The organism is Pseudomonas fluorescens (assembly GCF_902497875.1).
In the GTDB taxonomy this organism is placed as follows: Bacteria; Pseudomonadota; Gammaproteobacteria; order Pseudomonadales; family Pseudomonadaceae; genus Aquipseudomonas; species Aquipseudomonas fluorescens_BR.
In genome coordinates this window covers 68935-82206 of record NZ_CABVHY010000016.1, presented here as the reverse complement: position 1 = coordinate 82206, position 13272 = coordinate 68935, and the positions used below count along the sequence as shown (strand labels likewise).

14 protein-coding genes are annotated in these 13272 nt (G+C 60.3%); 1 reads left to right on the top strand and 13 read right to left on the bottom strand.

Going from position 1 to position 13272, the window contains the following annotated elements:
* Positions 1–38: 38 nt before the first annotated feature.
* A complete protein-coding gene (gene fnr, locus F8N85_RS17455) occupies positions 39–773 on the bottom strand; it encodes a fumarate/nitrate reduction transcriptional regulator Fnr (RefSeq protein WP_150804799.1) in 735 nt (244 codons plus the stop codon).
* 153 nt (positions 774–926) lie between these two features.
* Between fnr and F8N85_RS17450 the strand changes: the two genes are divergently transcribed.
* Entirely contained in the window at positions 927–1406 is a 480-nt protein-coding gene (locus tag F8N85_RS17450; RefSeq protein WP_150804798.1) for a hypothetical protein, read from the top strand.
* A 28-nt stretch (positions 1407–1434) separates the two neighbouring features.
* On the opposite strand, the gene hemN is transcribed toward F8N85_RS17450, so the two are convergent.
* The 12 genes from hemN to ccoN all read right to left on the bottom strand — a co-directional run bounded on the left by hemN (position 1435) and on the right by ccoN (position 12855).
* Complete coding sequence (gene hemN, locus F8N85_RS17445; RefSeq protein WP_150804797.1) at positions 1435–2817, bottom strand: oxygen-independent coproporphyrinogen III oxidase; 1383 nt, start codon at positions 2815–2817, stop codon at positions 1435–1437.
* 262 nt (positions 2818–3079) lie between these two features.
* The gene (locus F8N85_RS17440) at positions 3080–3763 is read right to left on the bottom strand and encodes a sulfite exporter TauE/SafE family protein (protein WP_150804796.1); all 684 of its coding nucleotides are present in this window, start codon (positions 3761–3763) and stop codon (positions 3080–3082) included.
* On the bottom strand, positions 3756–3989 hold the full coding sequence (gene ccoS / locus F8N85_RS17435; protein WP_150804795.1) for a cbb3-type cytochrome oxidase assembly protein CcoS: 234 nt from the start codon (positions 3987–3989) through the stop codon (positions 3756–3758). Before ccoS ends, F8N85_RS17440 begins: the two co-directional genes overlap by 8 nt.
* A gap of 22 nt (positions 3990–4011) precedes the next feature.
* Entirely contained in the window at positions 4012–6462 is a 2451-nt protein-coding gene (locus tag F8N85_RS17430) for a heavy metal translocating P-type ATPase (protein WP_150804794.1), read from the bottom strand.
* Between the two features lie 158 nt (positions 6463–6620).
* Positions 6621–7160, bottom strand: coding sequence for a FixH family protein (locus F8N85_RS17425; protein ID WP_150804793.1), 540 nt, complete (start codon positions 7158–7160; stop codon positions 6621–6623).
* An 11-nt stretch (positions 7161–7171) separates the two neighbouring features.
* Positions 7172–8587 (bottom strand): cytochrome c oxidase accessory protein CcoG, encoded by a 1416-nt coding sequence (gene ccoG, locus F8N85_RS17420; protein WP_150804792.1) that lies wholly within the window; start codon positions 8585–8587, stop codon positions 7172–7174.
* Between the two features lie 218 nt (positions 8588–8805).
* Positions 8806–9216, bottom strand: a complete 411-nt coding sequence (locus F8N85_RS17415; protein WP_150804791.1) for a type II toxin-antitoxin system VapC family toxin — start codon at positions 9214–9216, stop codon at positions 8806–8808.
* On the bottom strand, positions 9216–9470 hold the full coding sequence (locus tag F8N85_RS17410; RefSeq protein WP_150804790.1) for a type II toxin-antitoxin system Phd/YefM family antitoxin: 255 nt from the start codon (positions 9468–9470) through the stop codon (positions 9216–9218). The genes F8N85_RS17415 and F8N85_RS17410 overlap by 1 nt, the downstream gene beginning before the upstream one ends.
* Positions 9471–9639: 169 nt before the next feature.
* Entirely contained in the window at positions 9640–10617 is a 978-nt protein-coding gene (gene ccoP, locus F8N85_RS17405) for a cytochrome-c oxidase, cbb3-type subunit III (RefSeq protein WP_150804789.1), read from the bottom strand.
* Positions 10614–10799, bottom strand: coding sequence for a CcoQ/FixQ family Cbb3-type cytochrome c oxidase assembly chaperone (locus tag F8N85_RS17400; RefSeq protein WP_003175465.1), 186 nt, complete (start codon positions 10797–10799; stop codon positions 10614–10616). Before F8N85_RS17400 ends, ccoP begins: the two co-directional genes overlap by 4 nt.
* Before the next feature lie 5 nt (positions 10800–10804).
* Positions 10805–11413 carry a cytochrome-c oxidase, cbb3-type subunit II gene (ccoO, locus tag F8N85_RS17395; RefSeq protein WP_150643356.1) on the bottom strand — a complete coding sequence of 203 codons (609 nt, stop codon included), beginning with the start codon at positions 11411–11413 and terminating at the stop codon, positions 10805–10807.
* The gene (gene ccoN, locus F8N85_RS17390) at positions 11413–12855 is read right to left on the bottom strand and encodes a cytochrome-c oxidase, cbb3-type subunit I (RefSeq protein ID WP_150804788.1); all 1443 of its coding nucleotides are present in this window, start codon (positions 12853–12855) and stop codon (positions 11413–11415) included. Before ccoN ends, ccoO begins: the two co-directional genes overlap by 1 nt.
* Between the last annotated feature and the right edge of the window lie 417 nt (positions 12856–13272).

The following is a 13272-nucleotide window of genomic DNA, read 5'->3' as shown; positions in this document are numbered from 1 at the left end:
CCCGGCTGAGCCTGTTCGCTCAGCCGCGACTGGCCAGGTCAGCCTTCCAGCGAGCCACCGGCCAGGGCACAGAGCTGGATCGGATCGAGAATGTGCACTTCCTTGCCTTCAGCGGCGAGCAACTCGTTCTGCTGGAAGCGGGTGAACACCCGGGACACGGTTTCTACTGCCAGGCCCAGGTAGTTACCGATCTCGTTGCGCGACATGCTCAGGCGGAACTGGTTGGCCGAGAAGCCTCGGGCGCGGAAACGCGCCGACAGGTTGACCAGGAAGGTCGCGATGCGTTCATCGGCGGTTTTTTTCGAGAGCAGCAGCATCATTTGCTGGTCGTCGCGAATTTCGCGGCTCATCACGCGCATCAGCTGGCGGCGCAGTTGTGGCAGCTGCAGCGCCAGTTCGTCGAGGCGATCGAAGGGGATTTCACAGACCGAGGTGGTTTCCAGCGCCTGCGCCGACACCGGGTGTTTCTCGGTGTCCATGCCCGATAACCCGACCAGTTCGCTGGGCAGGTGGAAGCCAGTGATCTGCTCCTCGCCGCCGTCGCTCAGGCTGAAGGTCTTCAAGGCACCAGAGCGAACTGCAAAGACGGCATCGAACACATCACCCTGGCGGAATAGAAACTCGCCTTTTTTCAGTGGGCGACCACGTTTGACGATCTCGTCCAGCGCTTCCATGTCTTCCAGATTCAGAGAAAGTGGCAGGCAGAGGGGGGCCAGGCTGCAATCCTTGCAATGGGCCTGGTTATGAGCGCGCAGTTTAACTGGCTCGGACATTTCTTAAATCCTTGTGGGAAAACACACATAAGACGCAAGGGTACATTACCGGATGAGGTTCAGGCCAGCGCACACCATAATGGCGCACAGCCATAAAGTTTTAGGATTAGCGGCCGATGAATTGTAATTGGATCCATTTAAAGGAGCATGATCATGCAGGTCATGGGCGGTATTACCAACGGTAGCAATGGCTTGCAGCCGCTGATCGAACCAGCCAGGGAGAGTGCCGAGCCGCAAACGAGCACGTCGCCGGCCCCCGAGAAGGTCAAAACCGTAGAAGGCGTTACCGTAACTATTTCCGGGGCTGCCCTGCAAAAGGCTGCCGAGGCCAGAAAAACGGCCAATAGCGACATTGAAGAAAGCGGTCTGCCGGACACTGTCCAGCAGATCTTGAAAATGATCCGCCAGCTGAAACAGCAGATCGCCGAGAAGCTGGCGCAAATGCAGGCGGTCATGGCGGATAAAAGCCTTACCCCGGAGCAGGCTCAGGCCAGGGTGGGCAACGTGCAAGCGGCCCTCAGCGGTCTGAATGCGGGCCTGATGACGGCCAATGCGTCCTTGGCCAAGGCCATGAAGGAGTCGGGATTGAGTGCCGAAGCCGTGATGAAGGCGGGGTCGTTGGCGATGAGTTAGTCAGGGCTCGCTACCGGCGAGCCGGATCTCAAATCACTCGCGAAAAGCGCTGGCGATTCTGCTGTTGCAGGTAGGCATCGAAGACCATGCACACCGAGCGAACCAGCAGCCGTCCGGCCGGCAAGACCTCGAGCCGTTCATTGTCGAGCTCGATCAGGCCGTCCGCGGCCATGGCTTCCAGTTGCGGCCAGAGTTCGGCGAAGTAACCGCGAAAATCGATATTGAAAGCCAGGTCGATCTCGGCGAACTCCAGGCTGAAACTGCAAATCAGCCGCGCAATCACTTCCCGACGGACCCGGTCGTCCTGATTGCACAGCAGGCCGCGACTGGTGGCCAGGTGCGTGTCACCCAAGGCGCTCTGGTAGTGGTTCAGATCGCTGCTGTTCTGACAGTACAGGTCACCGATCTGGCTGATGGCCGAGACCCCAAGACCGATCAGATCGCAATGACCATAGGTGGTGTAGCCCTGAAAGTTGCGTTGCAGGGTCGAGTCTTCCTGGGCAATGGCCAGCTCGTCGTCAGGCAGGGCGAAGTGATCCATGCCGATGTAGCGATAACCTGCTGCGGTCAGTTGTTCTATGGTGCGCTGGAGCATTTCCAGCTTTTCGGCGGGCGTCGGCAACTCGTTGGCGTTGATCCGTCGTTGCGGCATGAAGCGCTCAGGCAGATGCGCGTAGTTGAACACCGAGAGCCGGTGCGGTTGCAGGCTGATGACTTCATCGATGGTGCGGGCGAAGCTCGAAGGCGTCTGCTTGGGCAGGCCGTAGATCAGGTCGATATTGATCGAGCGAAACTGCAGGGTGCGTGCGGCGTCGATCACGGCGCGGGTTTCTTCCAGGCTTTGCATGCGATTGACTGCCCGCTGGACCGTCGGGTCGAGGTCCTGCACGCCGATGCTGACGCGGTTGAAACCCAGTTCACGGAGCAGGCCCATGGTCGACCAGTCGGCTTCCCGTGGGTCGATCTCGATGCTGTAATCACCGGAGTCATCGTCCAGCAGATTGAAGTGCTTGCGCAATCGGGCCATCAACTGGCGAAGTTCGTCATGGCTGAGATAGGTCGGCGTGCCGCCGCCGAAGTGCAATTGCTCGACCTGCTGGGCGGGGTCGAGTTGGCTGGCGATCAACTGGATCTCCTGCTCGAGGCGTTGCAAATAGGGCAAGGCGCGCCCACGGTCCTTGGTGATGACTTTGTTGCAGGCGCAGTAATAGCAAATATTCGCGCAGAACGGCACATGCACATACAACGACAACGGCCGTTGGGCCTTGCGGCTGTCACGCAGCGCGTGGAGCAGGTCGAAAGTGCCAATCTGGCTGTCAAATTGCACAGCGGTCGGGTACGAGGTATAGCGCGGCCCCGCAAGGTCGTAACGGCGGATCAGATCTGTGTCCCAACGAATGGTGTCGAGCATGCGGACATTCCCCCGGATAGGCTGGCAGTGTCTGCGAGTCTAGGGGGTAGGGGGCAGGGGCATGTTGATTTGCATCAACGGTGGTCAGAGCTGCGGGCGAGATCCCGTAGCAGCTGGCGAAGCCTGCGTTCGAGGACATAGTCCTCGCAAATCCTGCGCACGCGGTTCGCCTGTAGAAACGAGGTGTCAGGATTTACGACTGCTGCGCAGCCGGACGCAGGCTTCGCCAGCTGCTACGAAATCGCGGTGATTGTCGACATTATCAATGCCCCATCATCCAATGCTGATGCGGCCCCGGCAGGGTCCAGATGCCGAACAGGATCACCAGCACCCCGCCGGTCATGCGCACGCTGCGTTTGCGCAGCAGGGCGGTGACCCGTTCGGCGGCCAGCCCGGTGGCCAGCAGCACCGGCCAGGTGCCGAGGCCGAACGCGAGCATCAGCAGCGCGCTGTCGATGGCATTGCCCTGGCTGGCGGACCAGAGCAGCGTGCTGTAGACCAGTCCGCACGGCAGCCAGCCCCAGAGCGCTCCCAGCAGCAACGCCCGGGGCAGGCTCGACACCGGCAGCAGGCGGTTGGCAAATGGCTGGATATGCCGCCACAGGCCGCGTCCGAGGCTTTCGATGCGGGTCAGGCCGCTCCACCAGCCGGCCAGGTACAGACCCATGACAATCAGCAGCACCCCGGCGAGCACCCGCATGAACATCGCCGCCGGGCTGTTGGCCACCGCCCAGCCGGCGAGGCCGATCAGCAGGCCAGCCGTGGCATAACTGAGAATCCGCCCCAGGTTGTACGCCAGCAGCAGGCGAAAGCGTCGGCTGCGCTGCTCCTTGGGAATCGCCAGCGTCAACGCGCCCATCAGGCCACCGCACATGCCCAGGCAATGACCGCCACCGAGCAGACCCAGGATCACCGCGGAAACCAGCAGCGGAGCCAGTTCAAACATGGGGAGGCGCCTGGTCTTTCGCTTGCTCCGGCTTGGCGCTCTGCGGCTCGGCACTGGCTTCATCGACGGCGGCCTGGTGATTCGGGTCCTGGTCGTCGAACAGAATGCTATGGGCCGGGCCGTCGAGGTCATCGTACTGACCGCTGTCGACCGCCCAGAAGAAGATAAAAATAGCGATGGCCACGATCAGCAGCGCGGCCGGGATCATCACGTAGAGAGCTGGCATCTGGACTCCATGCCCGCGCGGCTCAGGCCGGCAGCGGACGGTTTTCGGACGTGGCGCAGGCGTGCGGCGGACTCGGCATGCGAGTCAGGCGCAAAGCGTTGAGCACCACGGTCAACGAACTGATGGACATGCCGACCGCCGCCCAGATCGGCGTGATCCAGCCGAGGGCGGCGAATGGCAACATGAGGCCATTGTACAACCCGGCCCACAACAGGTTCTCGATGATTACCCGGCGGGTGCGTCGAGCCAGGCTGAACGCTTGCACCAGCGCCTCGAGACGGTTGGACAACAGCACCGCATCGGCACTGGTTTTCGCCAGGTCGGTGGCCGAGCCCATGGCCACGCTGATATCGGCAGCGGCCAGCACCGGCACATCGTTGACCCCGTCACCGAGCATCAGCACCTTGCGTCCTTCGAGGTGCAGCTGTTGCAGCACTTGCAGCTTGTCATCGGGACGCAGGCCGCCGCGGGCTTCATCGATGCCCAGTTCGGCAGCGACGCTGGCGACCATCGGCGAGCTATCGCCGGACAGTAGCAGCGTGCGCCAGCCGCGAGCCTTGCAGGCGGCCAGCAGGGCGGGAGCGTCGGCTCGCAGTCGGTCGTCGAGAACGAACCAGGCCAATGCACCTTGGCTGTCGCCGAGTAACAGCCATTGACCGGGCTCATCGGGCATTTTCGGTACCGGGCAGCCGCTGAGCTCACAGACAAACGCCGGGTGGCCGATACGCAGGCGCTGTTCACCGACCCGCCCTTCAAGGCCTAGCCCCGGTGTGCTGAGCACTTCTTCGGCGGCCAGTGGCGCGCGGCCAAATGCCCGGGCGATCGGATGTTCGGAGCGGTTTTCCAGCGCGGCGGCGAGGCCCAGGCATTGGTCACTGCCCAGCGCACCCAGCGGTCGGATCGAGCGCAGTGCCAGACGCCCTTCAGTGAGGGTCCCGGTCTTGTCGAAAATCACCGTGTCGATCTGATTCAGGCCCTCCAGCACATGGCCGCGAGTCAACAGCAGGCCGAGTTTGTGCAAGGTTCCGGTGGCGGCGGTCAGCGCAGTCGGCGTGGCCAGGGACAGCGCGCACGGGCAAGTAGCTACCAGCATCGCCAGGACGATCCAGAACGCCCGGGATGAATCCAGCTGCCACCACAATAGGCCGATGGCCGCCGCGGCGATCAGCGACAGCAACAAAAACCATTGCGCGGCGCGGTCGGCGATTTCCGCCAGCCGGGGTTTTTCGGCCTGGGCGCGATCCAGCAGACGAACGATGGCAGACAGCCGGGTGTTCTGACCCAAGGCCAGCACTTCGACGGTCAATGCACCTTCGACGTTCAGGGTGCCGGCGGTGACCGCGTCACCCAGGGTTCGCGGTTGTGGCAGGTATTCGCCGGTCAGCAGCGATTCATCGACGCTCGACTGGCCATCGAGAATCTTGCCGTCGGCCGGCAGAATCGCCCCGGGATGCACCAGCACCCGGTCGCCCAAGCGTAATTCGCGGAGCAGGATGCGCTCGCTCTGGCCGTCATCGCTCAAGCGCAGGCAGGACGCGGGCAATAAATTCACCAGCTGCGCGGTGGCTGCGGCGGTGCGCTCCCGGGCGCGGCGTTCCAGGTAACGACCGGCGAGCAAAAACAGGGCAAACATGCCGACCGCATCGAAATACAGCTCGCCGACCCCGGTGATCGCGGTCCAGATACCGGCGATATAGGCGCCGCCGATGGCCAGCGATACCGAAACGTCCATAGTCAGGTGGCGCGTGCGCAGGTCGCGCATGGCGCCCTTGAAGAATGGTGCGCAGCTGTAGAACACGATCGGGGTGGTGAGGAACAGCGCCACCCAGCGCAGGATGGTGTGCAGCTCGGGGCTCAGGTCGATATTGAATTCCGGCCAGGTGGCCATGGTCGCCATCATCGCCTGGAACCACAGCAGACCGGCGACCCCCAGTTGCCGCAGGGCCAGACGGTTTTCGCCGGCCAGCTGTTCGGCGGCGCGGTCGGCTTGATAGGGATGCGCGGCATAACCGATGTGCCGCAGTTCGCTGAGCACTTTGCTCAGCGGCAACTGGCTGTCGACCCAGCGCACATGCAAGCGATGGTTGGACAGGTTCAAGCGGGCTTCGGCCACTGCCGGCAAGCTGCGCAGGTGTTTCTCGATCAGCCAGCCGCAGGCGGCGCAGCTGATGCCTTCCATCAGCAGGGTGGTTTCGGCGAGATCGCCTTCGTGGCGGACAAAAGGCTGCTGGACATCGGCGCGGTCGTACAGCGCCAGCTCGTCCACCAGTTGCACCGGCAGCGCTTCGGGGTTGGCCGAAGCTTCGCTGCGATGGCTGTAATAACTTTCCAGACCCCCGGCGACAATCGCCTCGGCCACAGCCTGGCATCCCGGGCAGCAAAGCTCGCGGGTTTCGCCCAGAACGACGGCGGTAAACCGGCTGCCGGCAGGGACGGGCAGGGCGCAGTGGTAGCAGGGAGTTGGAGTGGTCATGGGGTATTCACTGGTACCGCTGAATCTGTGTCATCAGGTCGGGCTTCATCGCGAGCAGGCTCGCTCCCACATTTGATCGATGTCGTGCACAAAATTTGTGTACACCGCAGATCCACTGTGGGAGCGAGCCTGCTCGCGATGCGCGAAGCGCAGGCTTTTTATTTTTTCAGATCTTCCGCACCCTGCAGCGGCTCATCACCGAGCAGCAAATCCTTGTCGTGGCTGACCTGTTCTTCCTCGAACATACGCCAGGTCTGGCCATCCTGCACACCAAGCAATTCGACGAAACGCCGGCCTTCGACCTTGTCGGTCAACTGGCCGATATAGCGGCTCTGGTCGCTGTCACTCTGCGCCAGGGTGATCTTGCGATCCTTCTCTGGCTGGGTCGGCGAGATCAGGTTCAGTTCCAGGCTTTTCGGCTGGCTGTTGCCGTTCAGGCGCAACTCGACTTCGCCGGTCACTCCGTCCAGATGCATGCTGGCACGCAGTTGCAGGGTCTGGGCCAGCAGTTCACGGTCCAGCGAGCGGTTGATGCCTTTGCCGGCCTCGTAATAATTGTCGTTGACCAGGTTGTCCGGGTTGTTCACCGCGATGGTCACCATCGACAAGGTCAGGGTGATCGAACAGGCCAGGATGCCGATAATGATCCACGGCCAAAGATGCTTGTACCAAGGGCTTACGGCGTTTGCTGCGGGCATGGTGACTTCTCTCAACGAATTTGTGGGCCGATGAAACGGCTCTTGGCTTCAATGTGCACGTCCGGGTCATCGGCATCCTTGAGGGTGAATTTCACCTCGTTGGTGCTCGACGGCAGTTTTTCCGGCGCACTCGACAACTCGACCGGCATGCTGAAGATCTCCCCTGCAGCGACCTTGATCTCGCGCTTGCCTTGCAGCTTGAGGTCCGGCAGGCCAGAGGCTTCCAACAGGTAGGTGTGGTCGCGCTGGTCCTTGTTCATGACTTTCAGGCTGTAGACGTTCTCGATCCGGCCTTCGGCATTCTCACGATAAAGCACCCGGTCCTTGCTGACGTCGAATCCGACCAGCGAGCGCATGAAGAATGCGCCCATCAACAGGCCGATCATCGCCAGTAGTACCGCCGCATAACCGAGCAGGCGCGGGCGCAGTTTATTGGTTTTTTGCCCGGAAAGGTTGTGCTCGGTGGTGTAACTGATCAGTCCGCGCGGGTAGTTCATCTTGTCCATGATGCTGTCGCAGGCGTCGATGCACGCTGCGCAACCGATGCATTCGACCTGCAGGCCGTCGCGAATGTCGATGCCGGTCGGGCAGACCTGAACGCACATGGTGCAGTCGATGCAGTCGCCCAGGCCCATGGCCTTGTAGTCGGCGTCTTTCTTGCGCGGACCGCGAACTTCACCGCGACGCGGGTCGTAGGAGACGATCAGCGTGTCCTTGTCGAACATCACGCTCTGGAAACGCGCATAGGGACACATGTAGATGCACACCTGCTCGCGCAACCAGCCGGCGTTGCCGTAGGTGGCAAGGGTGAAGAAACCGACCCAGAAATACGACCAGCCGTCGGCCTGGCCGGTGAAGAAGTCGATGGTCAGTTCACGAATCGGCGAAAAGTACCCGACAAACGTCATGCCGGTGATAAAGCCGATCAACAGCCACATGCTGTGTTTGCTGAACTTGCGCAGGAACTTGTTGGCGCTCATCGGCGCCTTGTCGAGCTTGATGCGTTGGTTGCGGTCGCCTTCGGTGACCTTTTCGCACCACATGTAGATCCAGGTCCAGACGCTCTGCGGGCAGGTATAGCCGCACCAGACGCGCCCGGCATAGACCGTGATGAAGAACAGGCCGAAGGCGGCGACGATCAGAATGCCGGAGAGCAGGATGAAATCCTGCGGCCAGAAGGTCGCGCCAAAGATGAAGAATTTGCGCTCCGGCAGATTCCACCAGACGGCCTGATGGCCACCCCAGTTCAGCCAGACTGTACCGAAATACAGCAGAAACAGCCCGGCACCACCGATCATCCGCAGGTTGCGGTACAGGCCAGTGAAGGCGCGGGTGTAGATTTTTTCTCGAGAGGCGTAGAGATCGACCGTGTTATTCGAGTTTTTGGCAGGCGGGGTAACGTCGTGTACCGGAATCTGATTGCTCATCATTGCATCCCACGGCAGTGGAAAAATGCCCCGGTCAGTGCATGCCGACCGCGGTCAAAAAGGTATTGCAGTGGCGCAATGATACGCTTGTAGCTCTAGATCAAGGGTGCGACCTTTGGTCGCGTTGGGAGAAAAGCAGAGATGGTGTAGCAAATGTAACAATTCTTGATGTGAGTCAATTGACTTGTAAAGTATGGACGGTTTTGTCGAGAGAGGCGTTAAACGACCCACGGGTTGATCAGGCGAACACCGCTCGACTGGAAATCCGCCATATTCCGGGTAACCACCGTCAGTCCATGCACCAGTGCCGTCGCCGCTATCAGCGCATCGCACTCATTGCTGCGGTCCGGCACATGAAGGCGGGCACAACGTAATGCCACTGCACTATCGACCGCCAATATACGTCCGGCAAACGCGGGTATCACATGGTTGTCCAGCCATGAGCGCAACAGACCACCTTGGGCCGGATCGCGCCTTTCTACTCTCAGGATTCCGGTTTCCAACTCCAGCACAGTGATTGCTGACAGGAACAGACTGGGCGCGGCAACGCTGCGTGCCCAAGCCGTTACATTCTTGTCGGCCTGGGCTTTGCGCAATTCGGAAACGACATTGGTATCGAGTAGGAACATCAGGACAGGTCCACCGGCCGAGGAGTGATGACGGCGCGCTGGGTTTCGAAGTCGATTTCAGGCGCATCAGGCATGACCAGCATCTCGACAATGCTGGTGCTGATGCCGGTCAGTTTCTGGTACTCCTCCATGCTTAGCAGTACATGGGCAGGCTTGCCACGATCGGTGATGATAACCGGCCCCTGACGGGCGGCTTTTTTGGCACCGCTTGTGTCCTGGTTGAACTCACGGCTGGAAATGGTGGTGACGGTCATGGATGAGCACTCCTGAAGCACTTATGTAGATACGTTACTACCAAGCGCTGAGCCGAGCAATCGAAAATGTAGAAACGTATCTATAATTCCCTCGACGTTGCATTGGCTCGAAGCAAAACGGCCCCGCCAATCTTCATTGGCGGGGCCGTTTGTTGTTCAAGTGTTTGCCTTACTTGGCGTCCACTACCTTCTCATCGTGAGACAGGCTGTAGACGTAAGCGGCCAGCAGGTGAACCTTGTCGTTCCCTTGCAGTTGTTCCTGGGCAGGCATCTGGCCCTGGCGACCGTGGCGGATGGTCTGCTGCAGCTGAGCGAAGCTCGAACCGTAGATGAACCCCGCCGGGTGGGTCAGGTCAGGTGCGCCCATTGCCGGAGTGCCTTTGCCTTGCGGGCCGTGGCACGCTACGCAGTTGGCGGCAAACAGCTTCTGGCCGGCAACCGGATCGGCTTTGGCGCCTTCCGGCAGCTTGCGGCCGTCGAGGTTGGTCAGAACGAACGCGGAAACGTCCGCAACGCCTTGCTCGCCGATCACTTCGGACCAGGCTGGCATCACAGCGTGACGACCACCCATGATGGTGGTCTTGATCGCTTCCGGCTCACCGCCCCAGCGCCATTGGGCGTCGGTCAGGTTAGGGAAGCCATAGGCACCTTTGGCGTCGGAACCGTGGCAGACCGAGCAGTTGGAGGCGAACAGACGGCCACCCATCTTCAAGGCTTGCGGATCCTTGGCCACTTCTTCGATCGGCATGGAAGCGAACTTGGCGAAGATCGGACCGAACCTGGCGTCCGATTTAGCCATTTCCTTTTCCCACTCGTGCACGCCGGTCCAGCCGGTCTGGCCGTTGGCGAATGCAGTCTGCTTCTCGTTGTCGAGGTAGTTGTAACCCGGCAACAAGCCTTTCCAGTTACCCAGGCCCGGGTACAGCACCAGGTAGCCCAGGGCGAAGATGATGGTGCCGACGAACAGCATGAACCACCATTTCGGCAGTGGGTTGTCGTACTCCTCGATCCCGTCGAAGGAGTGGCCAACCGTTTCATCTGTCTGTTCGGCGCGCTGGCCCCTACGGGTCGACAGCAGCAGCCAGGTCAGGGCGAAGATGGTACCCAGACTGAGGACTGTGACGTACAGACTCCAGAACGTAGTCATTCTTTGTTACTCCTAGAAGCTTGCTCGACGTGCTTGATGGCTTCGGGATCATCCGCGAAAGGCAGCAAGGTCGCGTCTTCAAACTCGGATTTGCGCTTGGGGCTGAACACCCACAAGGCCAGACCGATAAAGGCCACCATTACGACAACGGTGCCCAGGCCACGAATCATCCCGATATCCATCTAAATCACCGTTTGCTTTTGATGATGGTGCCCAGGCCTTGTAGATAGGCCACCAGCGCGTCCATTTCGGTTTTGCCCTTCACGGCATCCTGTGCGCCGGCGATGTCTTCGTCGGTGTAAGGGGTGCCGAGCGTGCGCAAGACTTCCATTTTCTTCGCGGTGTCTTTGCCGTCGAGCTTGTTTTCCACGAGGAACGGGTAGGCCGGCATTTTCGATTCAGGCACGACGTTGCGCGGGTTGTACAAGTGCGCACGCTGCCAGTCATCGGAGTAACGACCGCCAACACGGGCCAGGTCCGGACCGGTACGCTTGGAACCCCACAGGAACGGGTGATCCCAGACGCTTTCACCGGCTACCGAGTAGTGGCCATAACGTTCGGTTTCGGCACGGAACGGACGGATCATCTGCGAGTGGCAGCCGACACAACCGTTGGCGATGTAAATGTCGCGGCCTTCCAGTTCAAGGGCGGTGCGCGGCTTCATGCCTTCGACCGGCTTGTTGGTGACGTCCTGGAAAAACAGCGGAACGATCTGGGTCAGGCCGCCGATGCTGACGGCGATGACCATGAAGAAGGCCAGCAGGCCAATATTCTTCTCGACTGCTTCATGCTTCATCAGTGAGCTCCAACTACAGCAATCTTGGCGGCGGCTTCGGCTTCAGCCGGGTTCGAGGCACGTACGGTACGCCATACGTTGTAGGCCATGAACAGCATGCCGCTGGCAAAGAACGCACCGCCCAGGGCGCGAACGATGAAACCAGGGTGGCTGGCTTGCAGCGCTTCGACGAAGGAGTAGGTGAGGGTGCCATCATCGTTGATCGCACGCCACATCAGACCCTGGGTAATGCCGTTGACCCACATCGAAGCGATGTAGAGCACGGTACCGATGGTTGCGAGCCAGAAGTGCGTGTTGATCAGGCCGATGCTGTGCATCTGCGTACGACCGTACAGTTTCGGGATCATGTGGTAGATGGCGCCGATCGAGATCATCGCTACCCAGCCCAAGGCACCGGCGTGTACGTGGCCGATGGTCCAGTCGGTGTAGTGCGACAGCGAGTTGACGGTCTTGATCGCCATCATCGGACCTTCGAAGGTCGACATGCCGTAGAACGCCAGGGAGACCACCAGGAACCGCAGGATCGGGTCGGTGCGCAGCTTATGCCAGGCGCCCGACAGGGTCATCATGCCGTTGATCATGCCGCCCCAGCTTGGCGCCAGCAGGATGATCGACATCGCCATGCCCAGCGACTGAGCCCAGTCCGGCAGCGCGGTGTAGTGCAGGTGGTGCGGACCGGCCCAGATATACAGGGTGATCAGCGCCCAGAAGTGCACGATCGACAGGCGATAGGAGTAGATCGGACGCTCGGCCTGTTTCGGCACGAAGTAGTACATCATCCCCAGGAAGCCGGTGGTCAGGAAGAAGCCCACGGCATTGTGGCCGTACCACCACTGGATCATCGCATCGGTCGCACCGGCGTAGGCCGAGTAGGACTTGAAGAAGCTGACCGGCAGCGACGCATGGTTGACGATGTGCAGCATGGCCGTCACGACGATGAAGGCACCGTAGAACCAGTTACCGACATAGATGTGCTTGGTCTTGCGCTTGGTGATGGTGCCGAAGAACACCACGCCGTAGGTCACCCAGACGATAGCCAGCAAAATAGCCAGTGGCCATTCCAGTTCCGCGTATTCCTTGGTGGTGGTGTAACCCAGCGGCAAGGTAACGATCGCGCCGACGATCACCGCTTGCCAACCCCAGAAGGTGAAGGCGGCGAGGCTGTCGGAAATCAGTCGCGTTTGGCAGGTTCGCTGCACGACGTAATAAGAAGTGGCAAACAGAGCACAACCACCGAAGGCAAAAATCACCAGGTTGGTGTGCAACGGGCGTAAGCGTCCAAAAGTCGTCCACGGCAGACCGAAGTTCAATTCCGGCCATACAAGCTGTGAGGCGATGAAGACACCAAGCCCCATGCCAAGGATCCCCCAGACCACCGTCATGATGGCGAACTGGCGGACTACCTTATAGTTATAAGCAGTCGGACTGATTGCTGTGCTCATTCTAAGGTTCCACGGTTTGGGTGTTTTATTAGGAGTAAAAAATCGGTCGCAAGTATGGAGAAAGCAGGGTGTCATTGCAACGCGCCATGACCTGGGTCAATTCTTTCCGACGCTGATTCTGCGGCCTTTCCATGCGCCGTGTAGGGACAAAAATGCCCTTGGACAAAATGTCGCAGTGGATGAAAAAGACGAAGGTTGCAGGGTGGATGTAACCGGGTGTGTTGAAACCAGGGGTCAGCTGGCAGACGGCAACCTGCACGGCAGCCGGTATAAACCGGCGTTTACGGCCTGTCATCGAGCGCAATCGTCGAACGCATCGGTCACAGTTGGCCTGGGACCGGCGCGCGCGAGTCCACCAACGGGAAAGCTTAGACTCGAATCTTGAGACTGGGAAGGCGGACTATCGGAGGGTGCGAC

Excerpts from the sequence above, each read along its gene's own strand:
- fnr (WP_150804799.1), bottom strand. The coding sequence starts at position 773 with ATGTCCGAGCCAGTTAAACTGCGCGCTCATAACCAGGCCCATTGCAAG.
- F8N85_RS17450 (WP_150804798.1), top strand. The coding sequence starts at position 927 with ATGCAGGTCATGGGCGGTATTACCAACGGTAGCAATGGCTTGCAGCCG.
- hemN (WP_150804797.1), bottom strand. The coding sequence starts at position 2,817 with ATGCTCGACACCATTCGTTGGGACACAGATCTGATCCGCCGTTACGAC.
- F8N85_RS17440 (WP_150804796.1), bottom strand. The coding sequence starts at position 3,763 with ATGTTTGAACTGGCTCCGCTGCTGGTTTCCGCGGTGATCCTGGGTCTG.
- ccoS (WP_150804795.1), bottom strand. The coding sequence starts at position 3,989 with ATGCCAGCTCTCTACGTGATGATCCCGGCCGCGCTGCTGATCGTGGCC.
- F8N85_RS17430 (WP_150804794.1), bottom strand. The coding sequence starts at position 6,462 with ATGACCACTCCAACTCCCTGCTACCACTGCGCCCTGCCCGTCCCTGCC.
- F8N85_RS17425 (WP_150804793.1), bottom strand. The coding sequence starts at position 7,160 with ATGCCCGCAGCAAACGCCGTAAGCCCTTGGTACAAGCATCTTTGGCCG.
- ccoG (WP_150804792.1), bottom strand. The coding sequence starts at position 8,587 with ATGAGCAATCAGATTCCGGTACACGACGTTACCCCGCCTGCCAAAAAC.
- F8N85_RS17415 (WP_150804791.1), bottom strand. The coding sequence starts at position 9,216 with ATGTTCCTACTCGATACCAATGTCGTTTCCGAATTGCGCAAAGCCCAG.
- F8N85_RS17410 (WP_150804790.1), bottom strand. The coding sequence starts at position 9,470 with ATGACCGTCACCACCATTTCCAGCCGTGAGTTCAACCAGGACACAAGC.
- ccoP (WP_150804789.1), bottom strand. The coding sequence starts at position 10,617 with ATGACTACGTTCTGGAGTCTGTACGTCACAGTCCTCAGTCTGGGTACC.
- F8N85_RS17400 (WP_003175465.1), bottom strand. The coding sequence starts at position 10,799 with ATGGATATCGGGATGATTCGTGGCCTGGGCACCGTTGTCGTAATGGTG.
- ccoO (WP_150643356.1), bottom strand. The coding sequence starts at position 11,413 with ATGAAGCATGAAGCAGTCGAGAAGAATATTGGCCTGCTGGCCTTCTTC.
- ccoN (WP_150804788.1), bottom strand. The coding sequence starts at position 12,855 with ATGAGCACAGCAATCAGTCCGACTGCTTATAACTATAAGGTAGTCCGC.